The sequence below is a fragment of the Clostridium sp. DSM 17811 genome (assembly GCF_018861905.1).
In the GTDB taxonomy this organism is placed as follows: domain Bacteria; phylum Bacillota; class Clostridia; order Clostridiales; family Clostridiaceae; genus Clostridium_AD; species Clostridium_AD frigoriphilum.
Genome location: NZ_JAHLDU010000001.1, coordinates 312302 through 331838, shown reverse-complemented (window position 1 = coordinate 331838; position 19537 = coordinate 312302). Strand labels below are relative to the sequence as shown.

18 protein-coding genes are annotated in these 19537 nt (G+C 31.4%); all 18 read left to right on the top strand.

Annotated elements, in window-relative coordinates; genetic code table 11:
* Positions 1-82: 82 nt before the first annotated feature.
* On the top strand, positions 83-679 hold the full coding sequence (locus KPL44_RS01550; protein ID WP_216246767.1) for a hypothetical protein: 597 nt from the start codon (positions 83-85) through the stop codon (positions 677-679).
* Between the two features lie 368 nt (positions 680-1047).
* Positions 1048-1401, top strand: coding sequence for a DUF6514 family protein (locus KPL44_RS01545; RefSeq protein WP_216246765.1), 354 nt, complete (start codon positions 1048-1050; stop codon positions 1399-1401).
* Between the two features lie 213 nt (positions 1402-1614).
* A complete protein-coding gene (gene acpS / locus KPL44_RS01540) occupies positions 1615-2031 on the top strand; it encodes a holo-ACP synthase (RefSeq protein WP_216246763.1) in 417 nt (138 codons plus the stop codon).
* Between the two features lie 124 nt (positions 2032-2155).
* Positions 2156-2770 (top strand): germination lipoprotein GerS-related protein, encoded by a 615-nt coding sequence (locus KPL44_RS01535; RefSeq protein ID WP_216246762.1) that lies wholly within the window; start codon positions 2156-2158, stop codon positions 2768-2770.
* A 37-nt stretch (positions 2771-2807) separates the two neighbouring features.
* Positions 2808-3968, top strand: coding sequence for an alanine racemase (gene alr / locus KPL44_RS01530; protein ID WP_216246760.1), 1161 nt, complete (start codon positions 2808-2810; stop codon positions 3966-3968).
* Between the two features lie 137 nt (positions 3969-4105).
* Positions 4106-4426, top strand: coding sequence for a CopG family transcriptional regulator (locus KPL44_RS01525; RefSeq protein ID WP_216246758.1), 321 nt, complete (start codon positions 4106-4108; stop codon positions 4424-4426).
* Positions 4386-4733: a type II toxin-antitoxin system PemK/MazF family toxin gene (locus tag KPL44_RS01520; RefSeq protein WP_071614469.1), complete on the top strand. Its 348-nt coding sequence runs from the start codon at positions 4386-4388 to the stop codon at positions 4731-4733. The genes KPL44_RS01525 and KPL44_RS01520 overlap by 41 nt, the downstream gene beginning before the upstream one ends.
* A gap of 249 nt (positions 4734-4982) precedes the next feature.
* Positions 4983-5669 (top strand): cell division ATP-binding protein FtsE, encoded by a 687-nt coding sequence (ftsE, locus tag KPL44_RS01515; protein WP_216246756.1) that lies wholly within the window; start codon positions 4983-4985, stop codon positions 5667-5669.
* Entirely contained in the window at positions 5659-6543 is an 885-nt protein-coding gene (gene ftsX / locus KPL44_RS01510; protein ID WP_216246753.1) for a permease-like cell division protein FtsX, read from the top strand. The genes ftsE and ftsX overlap by 11 nt, the downstream gene beginning before the upstream one ends.
* A gap of 193 nt (positions 6544-6736) precedes the next feature.
* Positions 6737-8017: a S41 family peptidase gene (locus KPL44_RS01505; RefSeq protein WP_216246751.1), complete on the top strand. Its 1281-nt coding sequence runs from the start codon at positions 6737-6739 to the stop codon at positions 8015-8017.
* 114 nt (positions 8018-8131) lie between these two features.
* Positions 8132-9520, top strand: coding sequence for a PDZ domain-containing protein (locus KPL44_RS01500; protein ID WP_216246749.1), 1389 nt, complete (start codon positions 8132-8134; stop codon positions 9518-9520).
* 325 nt (positions 9521-9845) lie between these two features.
* A complete protein-coding gene (locus KPL44_RS01495) occupies positions 9846-10274 on the top strand; it encodes a hypothetical protein (RefSeq protein ID WP_216246747.1) in 429 nt (142 codons plus the stop codon).
* Between the two features lie 216 nt (positions 10275-10490).
* A complete protein-coding gene (locus KPL44_RS01490; RefSeq protein WP_216246745.1) occupies positions 10491-11294 on the top strand; it encodes a lipid II flippase Amj family protein in 804 nt (267 codons plus the stop codon).
* A gap of 185 nt (positions 11295-11479) precedes the next feature.
* Positions 11480-13465, top strand: coding sequence for an excinuclease ABC subunit UvrB (gene uvrB / locus KPL44_RS01485; protein ID WP_216246744.1), 1986 nt, complete (start codon positions 11480-11482; stop codon positions 13463-13465).
* A gap of 54 nt (positions 13466-13519) precedes the next feature.
* Positions 13520-16342, top strand: coding sequence for an excinuclease ABC subunit UvrA (gene uvrA, locus KPL44_RS01480; protein WP_216246742.1), 2823 nt, complete (start codon positions 13520-13522; stop codon positions 16340-16342).
* A 67-nt stretch (positions 16343-16409) separates the two neighbouring features.
* Complete coding sequence (locus KPL44_RS01475) at positions 16410-16838, top strand: FHA domain-containing protein (RefSeq protein WP_216246740.1); 429 nt, start codon at positions 16410-16412, stop codon at positions 16836-16838.
* A gap of 26 nt (positions 16839-16864) precedes the next feature.
* Positions 16865-18109, top strand: a complete 1245-nt coding sequence (locus KPL44_RS01470) for an FtsW/RodA/SpoVE family cell cycle protein (protein WP_216246738.1) — start codon at positions 16865-16867, stop codon at positions 18107-18109.
* Entirely contained in the window at positions 18102-19523 is a 1422-nt protein-coding gene (locus KPL44_RS01465) for a peptidoglycan D,D-transpeptidase FtsI family protein (RefSeq protein ID WP_216246736.1), read from the top strand. Before KPL44_RS01470 ends, KPL44_RS01465 begins: the two co-directional genes overlap by 8 nt.
* Positions 19524-19537 lie beyond the last annotated feature (14 nt).

The following is a 19537-nucleotide window of genomic DNA, read 5'->3' as shown; positions in this document are numbered from 1 at the left end:
TTTATATGTATTATGCCACACTAAATGTAATACAATTGAGAGTTGTTTATTAATTTATTTTGGTGAAGAGAGAGATGTGATTATGAGAGATATGGAGAATAATGATAAAAAGCATTTAAAGAAAATTTATAAAAATTTTTCTGACTTAGTTTATGTTGTTGCTACAACGGAACTTGAGTCTTTTATTACTAAGGGTGAATTTACTAGTTTTTTCAATTATAGGATGAAACAAATACTTTCAGAGATTAATGAAAAAAGTGGGATTTTAGATGCTGGTGTTTTTTTTAATACAAAAGGTGAAATAACACTTATTGATGTGGGGGTAGTAGGCAAATTTATAGAGAATAATTATAATTTGAAAATGCTGGAATATTATAAGAATACTTTTTTAAATAACATTATTAGGGGAGTGGTTAATGGGTCCGAAAAGTCAAAAGTAGATTTTATTTTAATTTCATATTCAATATTATATGATACGCTAAATGAATTATATAAAACTATTAGTTGTAAGCAAGTGAATAAGATTATATATATAAATCGATATGCTTTAGAGGATTACAACAAAGAGGATTGCACTATGGTTCTTGCTACACTATTAATACTAGAAGATTTATGCAGATATATTGGTGTTGATAGACATAAAATGGTAAATGGATTAAAGAATAAAATTTACAAATAATAAAGTTAAATTAAAAAATAAATAAAATTACATGTAAAATTTTAAGATAATATGATAAATGTTTACAAAATAACAATATTTTGCATTGAATTGAGGGCTTTTTAAAAAACGATTATAATTTGTTTAAGAATATTCAATTTTATATAAAAAACTTTTAGCTATATTTATTATAATTTCGACAAATAAACTACTTCATATAAAATCTAACCTATTGCTATTCTTTCTTAATCGTGACTTTATGGGTGTATAGGGTTGAAGTTGTCATTAAAAAGAGATAAGATAATGTAAACGTATTTCACAAAATGACATATTTTTTTTGAAAGTAATGGTACTGTATTCTCATAAGAAAGTATGGGAGGCAAACGCATATGGTAATTATAGAAAATTTGTATAAAGAAATAACAGATGGTGATGTGAATTATAATTATGCTTACAGATTGGTAAAAGATAACATGTCTGTAGTGATGTATGGTAAGCTTACTGAAATACAAGCTTATGGCATTGAAATAGAAAGGCAAGATATTACCAATGGTACAGTTGTAAGAATACAAAGAGACTGCGCAAAACATATAAGTCCACAAAGGTATAAAGTTAAAAATCTTTTGAAAATATTATACGATAATACTGTATCACCTATTCATATGATTGACATATTGGGTGAGTATATTGATGAGTATACTAGTGACTTTGATGAAGTGTTAGCGAGTATAGCTTCTTGTTAATAATTTATGTTGACCTAACATATTGATGAGAATATTCCACCTTTAGAGGACGATTATTCTCTTTTTTCTATAATGGAAAATTACAAAATTATAGAGTATAATACTATAAATGGTCATAGTTATAATATAACGGTATACCATTGAAATATAATACAATAGCTTACTAAAGCTTTAAATTTGTAAACATAGATTAACAAGTGGGAGTTGATAAGTATGATTCTAGGTGTAGGTACTGATATAGTTGAAATCAGACGAATAAAACATGCAATGGAAAGCAACAATAAATTTTTAGAAAAAATTTTTACAAGTTCAGAACTAGAATATCTTAAAAGTAGAAATTTAAGGGCTGAATATGTGGCTGGAAGATTTGCTGCAAAAGAAGCTGTAGCAAAAGCTTTAGGAACAGGCTTTAGGGGGTTTGATTTTAAAGACATTGAAGTTGATCGGACAACCCTTGGAAAACCAGTAGTAATTTTAAAAGGGAAAGCAAAGTTAATAGCTAAAAAAGAAGGTCAATATAATATTCATCTTAGCATATCTCATGGGGAAGAAAGTGCAATTGCTTATGCTATATTAGAAGTTGAAAAGAAAAATGAAGAAGTTGTGGGAATAGCAAAGGTATCTGATTAATTATAATTAATTGTTTTAGTAATAGTATGTAATCATTAGTAATAGTATAAGTAGTAGAGTAAGCTAATAAGGCTTGCAACAATAATAATTGTTGTATCTCTAGAGAAATGCTAGGAGGATAACAATGAAAAAAGTATCGTTATTATTTTTAAGTCTTTTGTTCGTTTTAAGTTCGGTGCTATTTACTTCTTGTGATAAACCCCCAAAGGATACTAATGACATTACAACTTTTTTAAAAAATATGGATAGCTATACTACAAATATGAACATGGATATAAAGAATGATAAGCAGACAATTAACTATAAGGCAAAACAATCCTATTTAAAGGGAGGCGGATATAAACTAGAGTTAAACAAAAACAGGGTGTTTATATATAAATCAGATGATAAAATTTATATTAATGATAAAAATAATGGAAGGTCATATATACAAAGTAAAAGTTTTGATGAAGTACTTAAACTAAGTTTTATAGGTGAATACATAGGATTATTGTATACTAATGAGGAAATAAAATATGTTACTAAAAACGTTAATAATATTGAATACACAGTAATTAATTTATTTATACCTGGTAATAATAAAAATATTAATAATGCACTTTTATATGTTAATAATAAAAGTATGTTGCCAGAAAAAATGATTATTTATGATACTAGTGGTAAAGAAAAAATTAATATAACATATACTAATTTTATTGCCAACTTAAAGATTGAACCTAAAGAGTTTAATGTTCCATAATGTATATTAAATTTTAGTAACAAATGAGGTGAAGGTAATGTTTAAACATTTAAGACCAGCATGGGCTGAGGTTGATTTAGATAAACTAGCACATAACATGCGTGAGATTAGACGAATAACGAAAAGTAAAAAAATTATGGCAGTTGTAAAGGCAGACGCTTATGGGCATGGGGCTGTAGATGTAGCCCCAGTACTACTTGAAAATGGTGCAGATAGTTTAGCCGTTGCAATGTTAAGTGAAGCAATGGAACTCAGGCGCTCGGGTATAGAATGCCCAATAATGATATTAGGTTTTACGCCACCGGAACTTATAGACAATTTATTAAAATATGATATTGAACAAACTGTATTTTCATATGAATTTGCAAAACAATTATCAAAGATGGCTCAAGACGAAAATAAAATAGCAAAAATACACATAGCCCTAGATACAGGGATGGGTAGAATAGGTTTTTTACCAAATGATGAAAGTGTACAAGAGGTATATAAGATAAGTTTATTACCTAACATAACTTTGGAAGGAATTTTTTGCCATTTTTCAACTGCAGATGAAAAAGATAAGACATATACTAATATCCAAGTGGAAAAATTTGATGAGTTTTATCAAAAATTAAAAGCAAAAAAAGTTTACATAAACACAAGACATATTGCCAATAGTGCAGCTATCATAGATTTACCTGAAATCCATTATGAGGCAGTACGGCCAGGAATAATAATTTATGGTTACTATCCATCTGATGAGGTAAATAAGGAAAAGTTAGATTTATTACCAGTCATGACTTTAAAAACAAATGTTGTACATATAAAAACGTTGCCACCTGGAGAATATGTGGGTTACGGAAGAAAATATAAAACAGATAAAGAAAGTGTTATAGCAACACTTCCAATTGGTTATGCTGATGGATATACACGGCTTTTATTTCAAAAGGCAAAGGTTATTATAAAAGGTGAATTTGCTCCAGTTATAGGGAAAATTTGTATGGATCAGTGCATGATCGATATTACAAGGATCAATGAAGTAAAAGTTGGGGACGAGGTTATACTAATAGGTGAAGATGGAAATAATAAATTTAATGCAGACATTGTCGGCGGACTAATAGATACTATAAGTTATGAGATAGTTTGTATGATTGGGAAAAGAGTTCCGAGAGTATATATCAAGCAAGGTGAAGTTGTAAAGATAAAAGAGTATGTATAATAATACCATTTTATGTAAAATAACTTGTTGAAAAAAGGCGAAAAAACGAATAATTTCTTTGACAGATTGACATAGATTGAATTATAATAATTTTATACATATTGTTGTTTTACTAAATAGGAGGTATTAAATTTTCTATGTCGACTTCAAAGAAATTAGTAATAAACCTCTCGGAGGAACTTTACATTGAATTTAATAAGACACTTAAAAAAGATTGTAAAAAAAGAAGTGTATTTATTAGGGATGCTATAATACTATATATTGAGGAAAAGAAAAGACTTAATTATATAGATAGAATGAAACAAGGATATTTAGAAATGGCTGAGTTAAATTTAAAAATAGCTAATATGGGTTTTGAAAAAGATATTAAAGAGTTTAAAGAATACGAAGTTAAGCTTTCGGAGAGTGATTTGTCAAATGACAACAATAGTAAAAAGAGGAGATATATTTTATGCTGATCTGAGCCCGGTTGTAGGCTCAGAGCAAGGCGGGATTAGACCAGTAATTATACTTCAAAATGACATCGGCAACAAGTACAGTCCCACTATTATTATTGCAGCTATTACTTCTCAGATAAATAAAGCAAAACTCCCTACTCATGTTGAAATTTCTTCAGAAGAGTATGGTCTAAACAAAGATTCTGTGGTTTTGCTGGAACAAATAAGAACATTGGATAAAAAAAGATTAAAAGAAAAAATTGGTCACATGACTGATGGTGATATGAAAAAAGTAGATACAGCACTTTTGATAAGTGTAGGTTTATAAAATAGATAAGGGTATTTAATGCCCTTATCTATTTTATTGAACTATATAGAGGTTATTAAAATAGAGAAATAATAAAATAATGTAGAAGTTCTTATCATAAAGGGTGAGCTTACTACTAGAATACATAATAATTTAAAGAATATTCACGAAATTTTTATATTAAAATTTATTAAGGCATTGTCATTATGTTATAATGTTATTAATGATTTTACTGTAATGATTATATAAACGTGGTAAGGAGATTTTAATATGATACAAGTGAAAAAAGTAACTAAGATTTATGATAATAATGTAATAGCTTTATCGAATATTGACATTACGATTGAAAAGGGGGAATTTGTATTCCTTGTAGGACCTAGTGGAGCGGGTAAATCTACTTTTGTTAAAATACTTTTAAAAGAGGTAGAACCAACTACAGGTAGTGTTATTATAAATGATGTAGATATAACAAACATACTTAGAAAGAATATACCGTATTACAGAAGAAAGATTGGAGTGGTTTTCCAGGATTTTAGATTAATTGATACCTTAAATGTTTATGAAAATGTGGCATTCGCACTCAGGGCTACAGAATGTTCTGCAAAGGATATTAGAAAAAGGGTACCTTATGTCTTAGATTTAGTTGGACTGTCGAAAAAACATATGGCTTTCCCTAATGAAATTTCAGGTGGAGAAAAACAAAGAGTTTCTCTTGCAAGGGCTATAGTAAATAATCCCACTTTGCTAATAGCAGATGAGCCAACAGGAAATTTAGATCCAGAAACTGCATTAGGAATTATGGATATTTTAAATGATATTAACAAAGCAGGTACCACTGTAGTTATGGCAACGCATGCTAAGAATATAGTGGATGCTATGAAGAAAAGAGTGCTCGCTATAGAAAAAGGTGTTTTAGTTAGAGACGAGCAGAGGGGAAGATACGGTTATGAAGATTAGTACAATTAAATATTTTATCATGGATGCTTTAAAGAGTTTAAAAAGAAATAAAACCGTTAGTATAGCGTCGGTAGCTACAGTTGCAGCTACGCTATTTATTTTAGGCGTATTTTTGCTAATTGTTTTTAATGTTAACGCAGGAGTTCAGGAGTTAGGAGCTAAGCTTGAAGCTACGGTTTATCTTAAAGATAATATAACAATAGCAGACAAGTCAGCTGTAGAAAGAACTTTGAATGGAGTAGAGGGAGTTTCAAGTATTAAGTTTGAAGATAAGAATGATGCACTAAACAATGCAAAGAAACAATTTGGTAAGGAAAACGAATCCTTAACTAAAGGAATGGAAAAAGTTTTTCCAACTGCATATGTTGTAAAGGTAGAAAAGCCTGAGATGATAAGTAATGTTGTTAAGGCTGCTACTGGATTAAAAGGTATAGAGAAAATTAAGGATGGACGGGAAATCGTTGATAAGGTTATAAAAATAACGAATACTCTTAAAATTGTAGGGAGTGTATTATTTGCAATCCTAATAAGTGTATCTTTATTTTTAATTGGAAACACAATTAAACTTACAGTATACTCTAGAAAAAAAGAAATAGGAATTATGAAATTCGTTGGTGCAACTGATTGGTTCATAAGATGGCCGTTTATTATTGAAGGAATGCTTCTTGGCATATCAGGAGCAATTATTTCTACTGGGGTATTGTATTATGCTTATAAACTAGTTTTTGAGAAGGTTACTAGTGCGTTACTCGGAATTACATTAATTAATCCTTATATTATATTAAGCACAACTTTATGGCAGTTTATGTTAGGTGGCTTAATTATTGGAGCGTTAGGAAGTTCTATATCAATAAGAAAGTTCTTGATTGTATAATATTAAAGTTTAATTTGTAAAGTTTTTAATGATATGCGAAGCTATTTATATTATAGAAACTTTAAAACTAACGATTTTAGAAGGGAATTAGTTCCCTTCTAAAATGTCGTTAAATATGTTTATTTAATATTAGTGTTATAAATTATATATAATTACATAATAATATATAGAGAATCACAAAGAGGTGTATAAAATGAGTGATGAAAATAAGTTTAATAGTTTTAAAACTGTTGGAAATGATAGTGAAGGATTTAAAGGGAGAAAAAAGAAACAAATTATATGGATTGTAGTGTTACTTATTATTACTAATTGTATAACTTTGTTTGTTTCAAATCAGATTTCTTTAGGAACCCCAAACGGTAAAGTAATAATTGCAAGAGATGATTATGAACAAGTATTAAAGTTCCAAAAACTATTTTTAGTCAGGAATAAATTATATCAGTATTATGATGGTAAAATTAGTGATGATGTTTTAGTAGAGGGAGCTATAAAGGGTATGACTAATTCCTTAAATGATCCTTATACAGTTTTCATGAACAAAAAAGAGTATACAGATTTTAATACTACAACAGTAGGTGCTTACACTGGTCTTGGTCTACAAGTGGGAGTTAAAGACGATAACATAGTTGTAATTTCAACATTTGATGATTCACCAGCTAAAAAGGCAGGAATAATTTCTGGGGATATCATAAAAAAGGTTAATTCAACTGAAGTGACTGGGAAAGAATTAGAAAAGGCAGTTGCTATGATGAAAGGTAAAGAAGGCGGGGCAGTTACATTAACACTTAGTAGAAAAGGAAAAGCTAATTTTAATGTTAATATGAAACGTGCTACTATCGATTTAGTAACAGTTAAGGGTGAGATGTTACCAAATAAAATTGGATATATCCAACTTACAATGTTTGATGAACATACTGCTGCTAATTTCAATAAAAAATTAGCGGAATTACAAAGTAAGGGAATGAAGAGTTTAATAGTAGATGAAAGAGGGAATCCAGGCGGACTTTTAGATCAGGTTGTAGAATTAACATCTAATTTCGTACCTAAGGGAAAGAATATAGTATATACAATAGACAAAAACAAGAAAAAAACTGAGTATAAGTCAAAGGGTGGCATAGCAATAGGAATGCCATTAACTGTACTAACGGATTCGGGATCAGCAAGTGCTTCAGAAATTTTTGCAGGTGCTATAAGAGACTATAAAGTTGGTACGCTGGTTGGAGAAAAAACCTTTGGTAAGGGTATAGTTCAAACTATGCTTTCTGGAAGTAATAGTGGGTTTAATGATGGTACTGCATTAAAGGTAACTATATCAAAATATTATACTCCAAATGGTGAAAATATACAGCATATTGGAATTAAACCAGGAGTGGCAGTAGTGTATCCACAAGCACTTAAAGAGAAGGTATATAATAGAGCTTTAGATCCACAATTTAAAAAAGCTTTGGAGATAGCTACGGATAAAATCAAGTAATAATTAACAAATATCTACCAATAATATGGTAGATATTTGGTTTTTAAGAACATTTTTGTTAATGAGGCTATTACTTTAATAAACTTCATTAATATGGGAGGAGAATTTTATCCAATGGAGATTGCAATACATACTTTAAGAGCAGTTGCATATGCAATTGCGGACCCTTCAAATGCGTTTATTTTAATAATGATTGCATTGATTTTTTATAATAAAAACAAGAAAATTGCTGCTATGCAGAAGATGATAATGGGAGAAAGTTTAGACTCACCATTTGAATTAACTATTTCTCAAATTGTAATAGGTATTTTTGCTGGGGCTGCAGCTAGTCTAATATTTACGTACGCAGGATTAGTTTTTGATGAAAACTCAAACATTTATTTATTGTTTATGGTTTCGTTATTTTTTATGGCATTTAAGCCTAGATTTATTTGCTTTTCTTATTCTGGTGCAATACTAGGTATAGCCAGTTTATTGTTTAAATATGCAGCCAATAAATTAAATATGCCACAATTAGATGTTATAAACATTGATATTTTGACTTTAATGACACTGGTTGGAATATTACATATTGTAGAGGGAAGTCTAGTAATGATAGATGGTTCAAGAGGAGCTATTCCGGTATTTACCAACAGAGATAACAAAATTGTTGGTGGGTTCGCATTAAAAAGATACTGGGCGTTACCGATTGCACTACTTATACTTTTAAGTGCAACTTCATCGAATTTAGTGGTTGGACAGAGCGTAATGATCCCTGAATGGAGACATTTAATAAAGGGTGATATAATAGATCAAATTGTGAAGAATTCGGTTATAGCCTCGATTGCATTGTATGGGGTCATAGGTTATAGTGGCATTACGTTTACTAAGAGTAAGAGGGCGAAGACTCTTACTTCAGGTGCTTTAATTATGGTTTATGGATTATCGCTAACAGCCGTAGCACAACTCGCAGTATTAGGTACGGCGTATAAATTTTTTATTCTAATATTTGCGGCAGTAGTACACGAGGCAATGCTTAGACTAGAAAAGCATATGGAGTTCACGATGAAACCTAAATTTAGCAGTAGTGATGAGGGAATTATGGTTCTTGCAGTAGCCCCTAAATCTCCTGCTTTTCAAATGGGAATTGAAAGTGGAGACTTGATAGTTGAGCTTAATGGTAAAGCAATAGAGGCTGAGGAAGAAATCTTTAATATAATTAAAGGGAATTTTAGTTCGCTATCTTTAAAAATTAAGAAACCCTTTGGAGATCTTAAAAATGTAAATTATAGCAATATAGCTTCGAACAAAAGGCTAGGAATAGTAATAGTACCTAGGGAGATACCTAAAGATACCGCTATAGTTAATATGAATGATGAGACATTTAAAGAGGTAATTGACAAAATAAAAAATAAAGATAAAGATAAAGACATAAAACAAGATAAAGACATAAAACAAGAGGAAGATCAAAACAAAGGTCAAGATCAAAATCAAGACCAAAATCAAGATCAAGACAAAAAATAAAGATGAGTTTTAAATCTTTCATAGAGAATTCTACAACTAAAAGTATATATTGCTGAAATACGTTCACATCGCTAAGTAATTCTAAAATTCATTTTGTTTTCAGTTGCTAAAAAATGCAAACTCGCTTCACTCAAACATGCATTTTTCTTCACGCATCTGAAAATAAAATAAATTAAGAATTACTAAGGCTTGTTCAAACGTATTATGCGCAATATATACTTTTGTTAGCATTCTCTAAGAAAAGTATAGAATTCATAATAAATATATATATGTTATTGCAACATATATATATTTATTATGGGGATATTAATAACGGGTGATGTTTATGAGTAAAAAAATATTAATAATTATGTCCTTATTTATTATGTTATTGCATTCAACAGTGGCTTCTGCTATAGGATTTAAATATGTTCAAATTTTTGATCCAAAACAAGATAAGGTAGTAAAGGTAGTTCAGTTAAATGATGAAATTCATAATATGGTTGTAAGCTCGATAAAGGATGTGGATAGTTTATATGCTAAAAATAACCCTCTTACGGATGATGGGTATGCAATTAGAGTTCCGATTTACCCTGCTGTTATGGTACAGGGAAAATGTTTAAACGCACTTGTAGATAATGTTTTTATAATAATTCCACAGCATGATGCACCATTTTTTATGATATTTGAAGATGATAATAAACTACTTTGTTTCCCTTTCAAAGGCAATGTAAATAATTTGTCAAAAGTTCTAGATTTTAAATTGAAAGGTTAATAAAGTTTCTTTTGATTGCAGTATTAATATTGACGCAATTATGAAAGCAGTACTAAATGATAGAATAGGGGCCTAGTACCCTATTCTTTTTATAGATTTTATTTATATTAGAGTGGATAATTAGTAATATATACTTGGTAGGTGTGTTATTATGAAGTTTATAAATAACGATAATTAAATACGTAATTGTATTCTAAAGTTGATGGAGGAATATAAATGTCTACACAAGTAATAATAGTTTTAATACTTACAACAATCATTTCTATAATTTCAACGTTAGCTTATTCCGTTAGAATTGTTGGGGTAAGAACAGGGAGAATAGCAGTATCTTTTGCGGTATTTAATATTTTTGCATTGGTTTCTAGAACTGCAAACAGCATTCAAGCGCCGTTACTTGCTAAAACAATTGAAAGTACTATAAAAACAGGAAACCCTCAGAGCTTATTATCTACATTTAGGTGGATACTATTTTCTACAACGGTTGCAACAATTATTGGTTCAGCACTTATGCCAACGTTTATAAAGGTTTTTGGAAAAGTAGTAGAATCGTTTAGTATTAATCGTTCTATACCTAAATTATTACTGCATGCTTTCTCAAAATCAGGAATAGAGCAGTTCAAAGGTAGCGTTACAAAACCTAGAAAAGAAAATTTTGCACAATTGAAAAATTTCAAAACAATGCCTAAAAAAATAATATTACTTAATACTATAGCTTTTTCTATATCGACTGTTGGTGTCTTGGCATCATTGTATGCAGGATGTTTAAATCCAGAATTAAGAACCACATGCAGCACATTATCAGCTGTTATAAATGGTAGTGCAACAATACTTATGGTTATATTTATAGATCCATTTATATCAATTTTAACGGATGATGTAATAAATGGAGAGTGTAGTCAGGTACAGTTTGATAGATGTATAATTTTTATTGTTGGAGGATTAATAGTAGGAACAATATTAGCTCAGTTTTTATTAATCCCAGCAGCACAGGTAATATCTTTTATAGCAAAATTAATTTAGAATTGTGTATGGATTCTACTTCGTAATGGACACTAAACAATTATTAATTGATTGATATCCTATATGTCGAACTGACATGCGCTAATATAGAATTACAAATACTATATTGACATATTAAAAACTTATAGTTAAAATATAAAGTAACGAACAAACGTTCATATAATGATAAACAAGGCGGTGATTTTATGTATGAGTTTAAGTTACATTCAAAGTTTAAGCCAACAGGTGATCAACCACAGGCTATTGATAGCCTCGTGAAAGGAATTGAAGAAGGTGAAAAGTTCCAGACACTTAAAGGGGTAACTGGTTCAGGTAAAACTTTTACCATGGCTAATATTATTGAGAGAGTTCAAAAACCTACTTTAGTGCTGGCTCATAATAAAATCCTAGCTGCACAACTTTGCTCAGAGTTTAGGGAGTTTTTTCCTGACAATTGCGTTGAGTATTTTGTGTCATATTATGATTATTATCAGCCTGAAGCTTATATCGCACAGACAGATACATTTATAGAAAAAGATTCATCCGTTAATGATGATATTGATAAATTAAGACATTCAGCTACATCTGCATTACTTGAGCGTAATGATGTTATTGTGGTTGCTTCAGTTTCATGTATATATGGTCTTGGTAATCCAGAAGAGTATAAAAAACTTACAGTGTCGCTTAGGGAAGGTATGGAAAAGGATAGAAATGAAGTAATAAGACATCTTGTAGACATACAGTATGAAAGAAATGATATGAATTTTATTCGTGGAACTTTTAGAGTACGAGGAGACACTATTGATATATTCCCTGCATCGTCATCCAGTGAGGGGATTAGGGTAGAATTTTTCGGAGATGAAATAGAGAAAATTAGAGCATTTGATGCGCTTACAGGAGAAACTATAGGAATTCGTAAACATGTATCTATTTTTCCGGCTTCTCATTTCGCGACATCGAAGGATAAATTAGAAATCGGTATAGCTCAAATAGAACAGGAACTTGAAGAGAGATTAAAGGAACTTATTTCGGAGGATAAGGCGCTCGAGGCGCAAAGGCTTAAACAAAGAACTAATTATGATATTGAAATGATGAGAGAAGTTGGTTACTGCACTGGTATAGAGAATTATTCTAGAATTTTAGATGGTAGACCTTCAGGAACAGCGCCTCAAACATTGATGCAATATTTTCCAAAAGATTTCTTGATGTTTATAGATGAGAGCCATGTAACTCTTCCACAGGTTAAGGCTATGTTTGGGGGAGATAAATCAAGAAAAACTAATTTAATTGATTATGGGTTTAGACTTAAATCAGCTTATGATAATAGGCCATTAACTTTTCCGGAGTTTGAGAAGAGCATGAATCAAACAGTATTTGTAAGCGCGACTCCAAGTGTTTATGAGGAAGAACATAGTGGAAATATTGCAGAACAAGTAATAAGACCTACAGGATTATTAGATCCTGAGATTCTTATAAGGCCAGTTAAAGGACAAATAGATGATTTATATGCTAGAATTCAGGACACAATAAAAAAAGGCTTTAGAGTTTTGGTTACAACGCTAACTAAAAAAATGTCAGAGGATTTGACTAAATACTTTAGAGAAATGGATATGAAGATAACTTATTTGCATTCGGATATTGATACAATAGAAAGAATGAAAATCATTCAGGATCTTAGGCTTGGCAAATTCGATGTGTTAGTAGGTATAAATCTTTTAAGAGAGGGATTAGATATTCCAGAGGTAGCACTTGTTGCGATACTTGATGCAGATAAGGAAGGATTTTTGCGTTCTGAAACATCATTAATTCAAACAATAGGAAGAGCCGCAAGAAACTCAGAGAGTAGAGTAATAATGTATGCAGATAGAATTACAAAGTCTATGAAAAAGGCTATGGATGAAACTACAAGAAGGCGAAAACTTCAGATGGAGTATAATGAAGAACATGATATAGTGCCAACTACTATAGTAAAAGATATTAGAGATGTAATAGGATCTATAACGGTAGCCGAGGATGAAGAGGTATATGAAACTCTTGAGGCGGCTAAAGAAGCAAATTATGATGAAACTAAAAAATTAATGGATAAGTATGAAAATGAGATGAAGCAGGCAGCTAAGGATTTACATTTTGAAAAAGCTGCTCAACTTAGAGATATAATTTATAAACTTAAAAAGCAGATTAAAGATATTTAAATTTAATTTAAAAAAATATGAGGATTTGATTGTTTTGTTACTGAGGAGGAGACCATGAGAGATAAGATTTTTATAAAAGGCGCTAAGGTTCATAATTTAAAAAACGTTGATTTGGAGATACCAAGAGACAAGTTAATAGTGTTTACTGGACTTTCGGGATCGGGTAAATCATCTCTTGCTTTTGATACATTATACGCAGAGGGACAAAGACGATATGTAGAGTCATTGTCGGCTTATGCAAGGCAATTTCTAGGCAATATGGATAAACCAGATGTCGAATATATAGAAGGATTATCCCCTGCTATTTCTATAGATCAGAAAACTACTAATAGGAATCCACGTTCTACTGTGGGTACTGTAACTGAAATTTATGATTATTTGAGACTGCTTTATGCTAAAGTGGGAACACCACATTGTCCTAAATGTGGCAAGGAGATTTCTCAGCAGACTGTAGATCAAATGGTGGATAGAATAATGGAGATGCCACTAAAAACTAAGATTTCGATCTTGTCTCCAATCATAAGGGGAAAAAAGGGCGAACATGTTAAAATTATAGAGAACATTAAAAAAAATGGTTTTGTTCGTGCTAGAATAGATGGCACTACTGTAGAACTTATGGAAGAGGATATAAAACTTGCGAAAACTAAGAAACACAGTATAGAGATAGTAATAGATAGAATTTCTGTAAAAGAGGAAGTACGTAGTAGACTTACTGAATCTTTAGAAAGTGCATTAAAACTAGCAGAGGGTACTGCAATTGCTAGTGTTGTTGATGGTGAAGATATACTCTTTAGTGAGCATTTTGCTTGCATAGATTGTGGTATTAGCATTGGAGAGTTGGCCCCTAGGATGTTTTCTTTTAATGCTCCTTATGGTAAGTGCGACAATTGTGATGGACTTGGTACCCTTATGGAAATTGATGAGGATCTTATAATACCAGATAAAAGCAAGAGCATTAAAGGCGGGGCAGTTATGTCTTTTGGGGAAGGTAGCCTTAAGGAAGATTCATGGACTTTTTCAGTACTAAGGGCTTTAAGTGAAAAGTACAAATTTAGTTTAGATACACCAATTGAGGAATATGATCCAGAAATTCTTAAAATACTATTATATGGAACAAATGGCGAAAAAGTTAAGGTTAATTATGTTAAAGAATATAGATCGGGTACTTTTAATCATGCATATGAAGGCATTATAAATAACTTGAAAAGAAGATATTTTGAAACATCTTCTGATTATATAAAGAGAGATGTAGAGCAATATATGGGTGATAATGCATGTCCTAAGTGTAAGGGCGCAAGGTTAAGCCCAGAGGTTCTTGCAGTAACAGTTGGTGGTAAAAATATAAGTGAATTTTGTCAATTATCTATTATAGATGAGGTTATATTTCTAAAAGATATAAAATTATCAGAGAAAAATAAAATTATATCTAATCAAATATTTAAAGAGATAAATGATAGACTTAATTTTTTAAAGGATGTGGGTCTTGATTATTTGAACTTAGCTAGATCAGCAGCTACATTATCTGGTGGAGAAGCACAGAGAATAAGACTTGCAACCCAGATAGGTTCTAGTCTAATGGGCGTTTTGTACATATTAGATGAGCCAAGTATTGGTCTACATCAAAGGGATAATGATAAACTTATAAAGACATTAAAACACTTAAGAGATATAGGGAATACTGTAATTGTTGTAGAGCATGATGAGGATACTATGAAGGCATCAGATTTTATTGTAGACGTTGGTCCAGGCGCTGGTGAACATGGTGGAGAAGTTGTCGCTACCGGAACAATCGAAGATATAAAGAATTGTGAAAGGTCTATTACAGGTCAATATTTAAGTGGCAAGAAAAAGATTGAGGTTCCAAGCAAAACAAGAGGATCGAATGGCCACTGTATAAAAATACTTAATGCAAGGCAAAATAATCTAAAGAATGTTAGCATAGATTTTCCATTAGGTGTATTTACTTCAGTTACTGGTGTTTCAGGCTCTGGAAAGAGTACTTTGGTAAATGAAATTTTATTTAAAGGTCTTAATAAAAAATTGAATCATTCTAAAAAAAATCCTGGACTTCATAAAGATATCTTAGGATGGGAAAACATAGATAAAATTATTAATATAGATCAAGGTCCTATAGGGCGTACTCCTAGGTCAAACCCAGCTACATATACTGGCGTTTTTGATGTGATTCGTGATGTTTTCTCCATGAGCTCTGAGTCGAAAATCAGGGGGTATAAACCAGGAAGATTTAGCTTTAATGTGAAGGGTGGAAGATGTGAAGCCTGCCACGGTGATGGAATAATTAAAATAGAAATGCAATTTTTATCTGATGTTTATGTTCCCTGCGAAGTTTGCAAGGGTAAAAGATATAATAGAGAAACTTTAGAGGTTAAGTATAAGGGGAAAAACATTGATGATATTTTAAACATGACGGTTGAAGAGGCTGTTAAGTTTTTTGAGAATATTCCGAGAATTTATAGTAAACTTAAAACACTAATGGATGTTGGTCTTGGTTATGTAAGACTTGGGCAACCTTCAACACAGTTATCAGGTGGCGAGGCTCAGAGGATTAAACTTGCTTCAGAATTATCTAAGAGGAGCACTGGTAAGACGTTTTACATTTTGGATGAGCCAACTACAGGCCTTCATATCGATGATGTTAGTAAACTTATTATAATACTTCAAAGACTTGTAGATTCAGGAAATACAGTTGTTGTAATTGAGCATAATCTAGATGTTATAAAGTGCTCAGACAACGTTATAGACTTAGGACCTGAGGGCGGAGACAAGGGTGGGAGCATTTTATGCACTGGTACACCAAAAGAAATATCTTTAAATGTAAATTCATATACAGGACATTATCTAAAAAAAATGTTATAATTTATATAAGGCTAGCATAAAGTGAATGCTAGTCTTTGACTATTTTTTAAAGAGGAGAAAGTGTATTATGGCTGAGATAAGCAAGATTATGAAATATGCTATTATAGCGATTATTTACATTATAATAATATTTGCATTAAGAATAATGTATAAGGACATAAAAGGTGGTGCAAAAAAGAAACCAGTTATAAAGAAAACTATGGGTCTTGAAGTTATGGAAAGAGGAGACAATCTTAATTTAAGGGTCGGCGCAGTTATACCTTTAAATGATCAACTTTCAATAGGCAGAAAGGCAGATAATCTTTTAATTCTGGGAGACAAATATGTGTCTTCTCAGCATGCAAAAATATATTTGAAAAATACAAATTATATTTTGCAGGATTTGAGAAGTACTAATGGTACTATAATGAACAACAAAGCGGTTAAGGATACAGTGTATATAAAAAAAGGTGACGTAATTAAAATAGGAACTTCAACCTTTAAGGTTATAGGGTAAATTATGAGTGCAAGCGGGGTGATATTATGGATAGTATAAAACAAGAGAGAAAGCTGCTACGGTATACCTATCTTTTATGTATAGTTTTATTTTTGAATATGTATCTTATTGGGAAAAATGAGTTTGATAAAAATGCTTTAATAATGGGCGGGATAATATGCTTTGTTTTTGCAGCTTCACATTTTATTATAAGAAGATTTTTTCCGGATGGTGATAAATATATTTTACTGTTTTCAAATGTACTGGCGGTTATAGGTATAGGAATGTTATATAGGCTGGACTCACCTGTTGCGGTTAAACAACTTATTTTTTATGCAGTTGGAATAGCTGTATTTATTCTGGTGGTAGTTCTTTTCCCAAGCTTAAGTAAATTTGGAAAGTATAAATATGCTTATATGATATGTACTCTTATTCTTATGTCTTTGGGAAGTATAATGGGAGCTAAAACCTATGGAGCTAAAAATTGGGTAAAAATAGCTGGGTTCACTTTTCAACCGACAGAATTTGGTAAATTATCTTTGGTGGCGTATTTAGCAGCGTCACTGCAGTATTATGGAATAAAAACCGATGGGAAATCAGAAATTTCTAAATTTAAGGCATTAATTGAACCTGGAATAGTAGTTATGATATCACTTGGACTTATGGTAGTTCAAAAAGACTTAGGTTCGGCCCTTCTATTTTTCGCTATATCAATAACCATGTTATATATTGCTACTTCGAATTTTAAATATATTTTAATATGTTTAGTATTATTTATGATAGGTGGATTTATAAGTTATAAAATGTTTGACCATGTGCAATTGAGGTTTATGATTTGGGGAAACCCCTGGAAATATGCTACTGATCAAGGACTACAAGTAGTACAATCTTTAATTTCTATAGCTTCGGGTGGTCTTTTCGGAACAGGTCTTGGCCTTGGACATCCTGGAATGGTTCCCGTAGTTACTACAGATTTTATTTTTGCTGCTATTTGTGAGGAAATGGGACTTGTTACTGGATTTGCTATTCTTATTTTATATTTTTTATTGTTTTATAGATGTATGAGGGTACCTATTTATAGCAAGGATAACTTTACAAGGTTACTCGCTGTGGGATATAGTACAATGTTAGCTGCTCAGGTATTAGTTATAGTAGGGGGAGTAGTTGGAGCTATTCCACTAACGGGTATAACGCTACCATTAGTTAGTGCTGGCGGGAGTTCTATGTTAATAACTTTTTTTTCACTAGGTATACTTCAAAAAATTTCGGAGGACGGTCAAAATTATGAATGATTTTGTAAGTAATATAAAAAAGGTCCTGTTGGTATTTTTAATACTCTTTATTGCTTTGATTACATATATAACTTATGTATATATGTTTAATAGTCAGAAAGCGGTAGCTAGTACATTTAATCGAAGGCTTTGGGCAGAGCGAAATAAGGTATTAAGGGGAACAATTTATGACAAGGATATGGTGGCGTTAACGAAAAGTACTAAGACAAGTGAAACATCTCAAAAACAGAATTATTTACAAGGTGCAGTTTTTGCACATGCTATAGGATATATGGATCCTGTTTATGGACTTAGTGGCCTTGAAAAAAAATATGATGCACAACTTATGGGCAATAACGATACACCTCTTTCAAAATTTGTCTTTTTTAATAAGGACACTGAGCAAAAGGTTGGTAATGGTTTAAGGACTACGCTTGACTCTAAACTCCAAAAAAAAGCTTATGAACTTTTAGGTGATCATCGAGGTTCTATAGTAGCAATGAACCCTAAAACTGGAGAAATTTTAGCTATGGTTTCTAAACCTTCTTATGATCCTAATAATTTAGAGGAAAATTGGAAGAGTATAGTTGCAAATAAGGAAATGCCTCTGCTTAATAGAGCAGTATCCGGACTATATCCACCAGGATCTACATTTAAGACTGTTACGGCAGCAAGTGCTTTAGAAAACATAGCCAATGTTTACAATAGTAGCTTAAATGATAATGGTAGTTTAATTGTCAATGGAACAAAACTCTTGGAAGATTATAATGGTGAATCTTTTGGAAATATAGATTTTAAATCTGCCTATATGCATTCTAGTAATGTGTTTTTCGGATCATTAGGTCTTGATTTAGGAAATAAGGCATTAAAAGATACCGCAGAAAAGTTTTATTTTAATAAGAATATTCCAACCATAGGGTTAACAATAGAAAACAGTGTGTTTCCAAGCTACAAAAACAATGAAAAAGGTAATATTGCTCAGAGTGCTATAGGTCAGGCGGGGGATTTAGTTACGCCTATGCAAATGGCATTAGTTGTGAGCACAGTTGCTAATGGTGGTACAATGATGGAACCGATGCTTGTTAAAGAAATATTAAGTAGCAAGGGTAAGTCTATAGAGAAATTACAGCCCAAGCAGCTTGGACAAGTGATGACAAAAAATAATTCTGATATTATGAAGGGTTTAATGAAGGAGGTAGTGTCTCAAGGAACAGGCACTAGTGCAGCTCTTTCTGACATAGTAGTTAGCGGTAAAACGGGTACTGCAGACCATGATGACCCGAGTAAACAAGAAGCCCCACATGCTTGGTTTACTGGATTTGCACCTTATGATGATCCTCAAATTGCTATAGCGGTAATTGTAGAGGAAGGCGGACAAGGTGGAGTTAAAGCTGCGGAGATAACTAGGGAACTTGTTAGAACTTATTTGAAATAAAATTCTAACTTTGT

Coding starts and splice junctions, on each gene's coding strand:
- KPL44_RS01470 (WP_216246738.1), top strand. CDS start 16,865: ATGGATAGTATAAAACAAGAGAGAAAGCTGCTACGGTATACCTATCTT.
- KPL44_RS01535 (WP_216246762.1), top strand. CDS start 2,156: ATGAAAAAAGTATCGTTATTATTTTTAAGTCTTTTGTTCGTTTTAAGT.
- KPL44_RS01490 (WP_216246745.1), top strand. CDS start 10,491: ATGTCTACACAAGTAATAATAGTTTTAATACTTACAACAATCATTTCT.
- KPL44_RS01525 (WP_216246758.1), top strand. CDS start 4,106: ATGTCGACTTCAAAGAAATTAGTAATAAACCTCTCGGAGGAACTTTAC.
- KPL44_RS01465 (WP_216246736.1), top strand. CDS start 18,102: ATGAATGATTTTGTAAGTAATATAAAAAAGGTCCTGTTGGTATTTTTA.
- uvrB (WP_216246744.1), top strand. CDS start 11,480: ATGTATGAGTTTAAGTTACATTCAAAGTTTAAGCCAACAGGTGATCAA.
- KPL44_RS01520 (WP_071614469.1), top strand. CDS start 4,386: ATGACAACAATAGTAAAAAGAGGAGATATATTTTATGCTGATCTGAGC.
- KPL44_RS01500 (WP_216246749.1), top strand. CDS start 8,132: ATGGAGATTGCAATACATACTTTAAGAGCAGTTGCATATGCAATTGCG.
- acpS (WP_216246763.1), top strand. CDS start 1,615: ATGATTCTAGGTGTAGGTACTGATATAGTTGAAATCAGACGAATAAAA.
- uvrA (WP_216246742.1), top strand. CDS start 13,520: ATGAGAGATAAGATTTTTATAAAAGGCGCTAAGGTTCATAATTTAAAA.
- KPL44_RS01505 (WP_216246751.1), top strand. CDS start 6,737: ATGAGTGATGAAAATAAGTTTAATAGTTTTAAAACTGTTGGAAATGAT.
- KPL44_RS01495 (WP_216246747.1), top strand. CDS start 9,846: ATGAGTAAAAAAATATTAATAATTATGTCCTTATTTATTATGTTATTG.
- ftsX (WP_216246753.1), top strand. CDS start 5,659: ATGAAGATTAGTACAATTAAATATTTTATCATGGATGCTTTAAAGAGT.
- KPL44_RS01475 (WP_216246740.1), top strand. CDS start 16,410: ATGGCTGAGATAAGCAAGATTATGAAATATGCTATTATAGCGATTATT.
- ftsE (WP_216246756.1), top strand. CDS start 4,983: ATGATACAAGTGAAAAAAGTAACTAAGATTTATGATAATAATGTAATA.
- alr (WP_216246760.1), top strand. CDS start 2,808: ATGTTTAAACATTTAAGACCAGCATGGGCTGAGGTTGATTTAGATAAA.
- KPL44_RS01550 (WP_216246767.1), top strand. CDS start 83: ATGAGAGATATGGAGAATAATGATAAAAAGCATTTAAAGAAAATTTAT.
- KPL44_RS01545 (WP_216246765.1), top strand. CDS start 1,048: ATGGTAATTATAGAAAATTTGTATAAAGAAATAACAGATGGTGATGTG.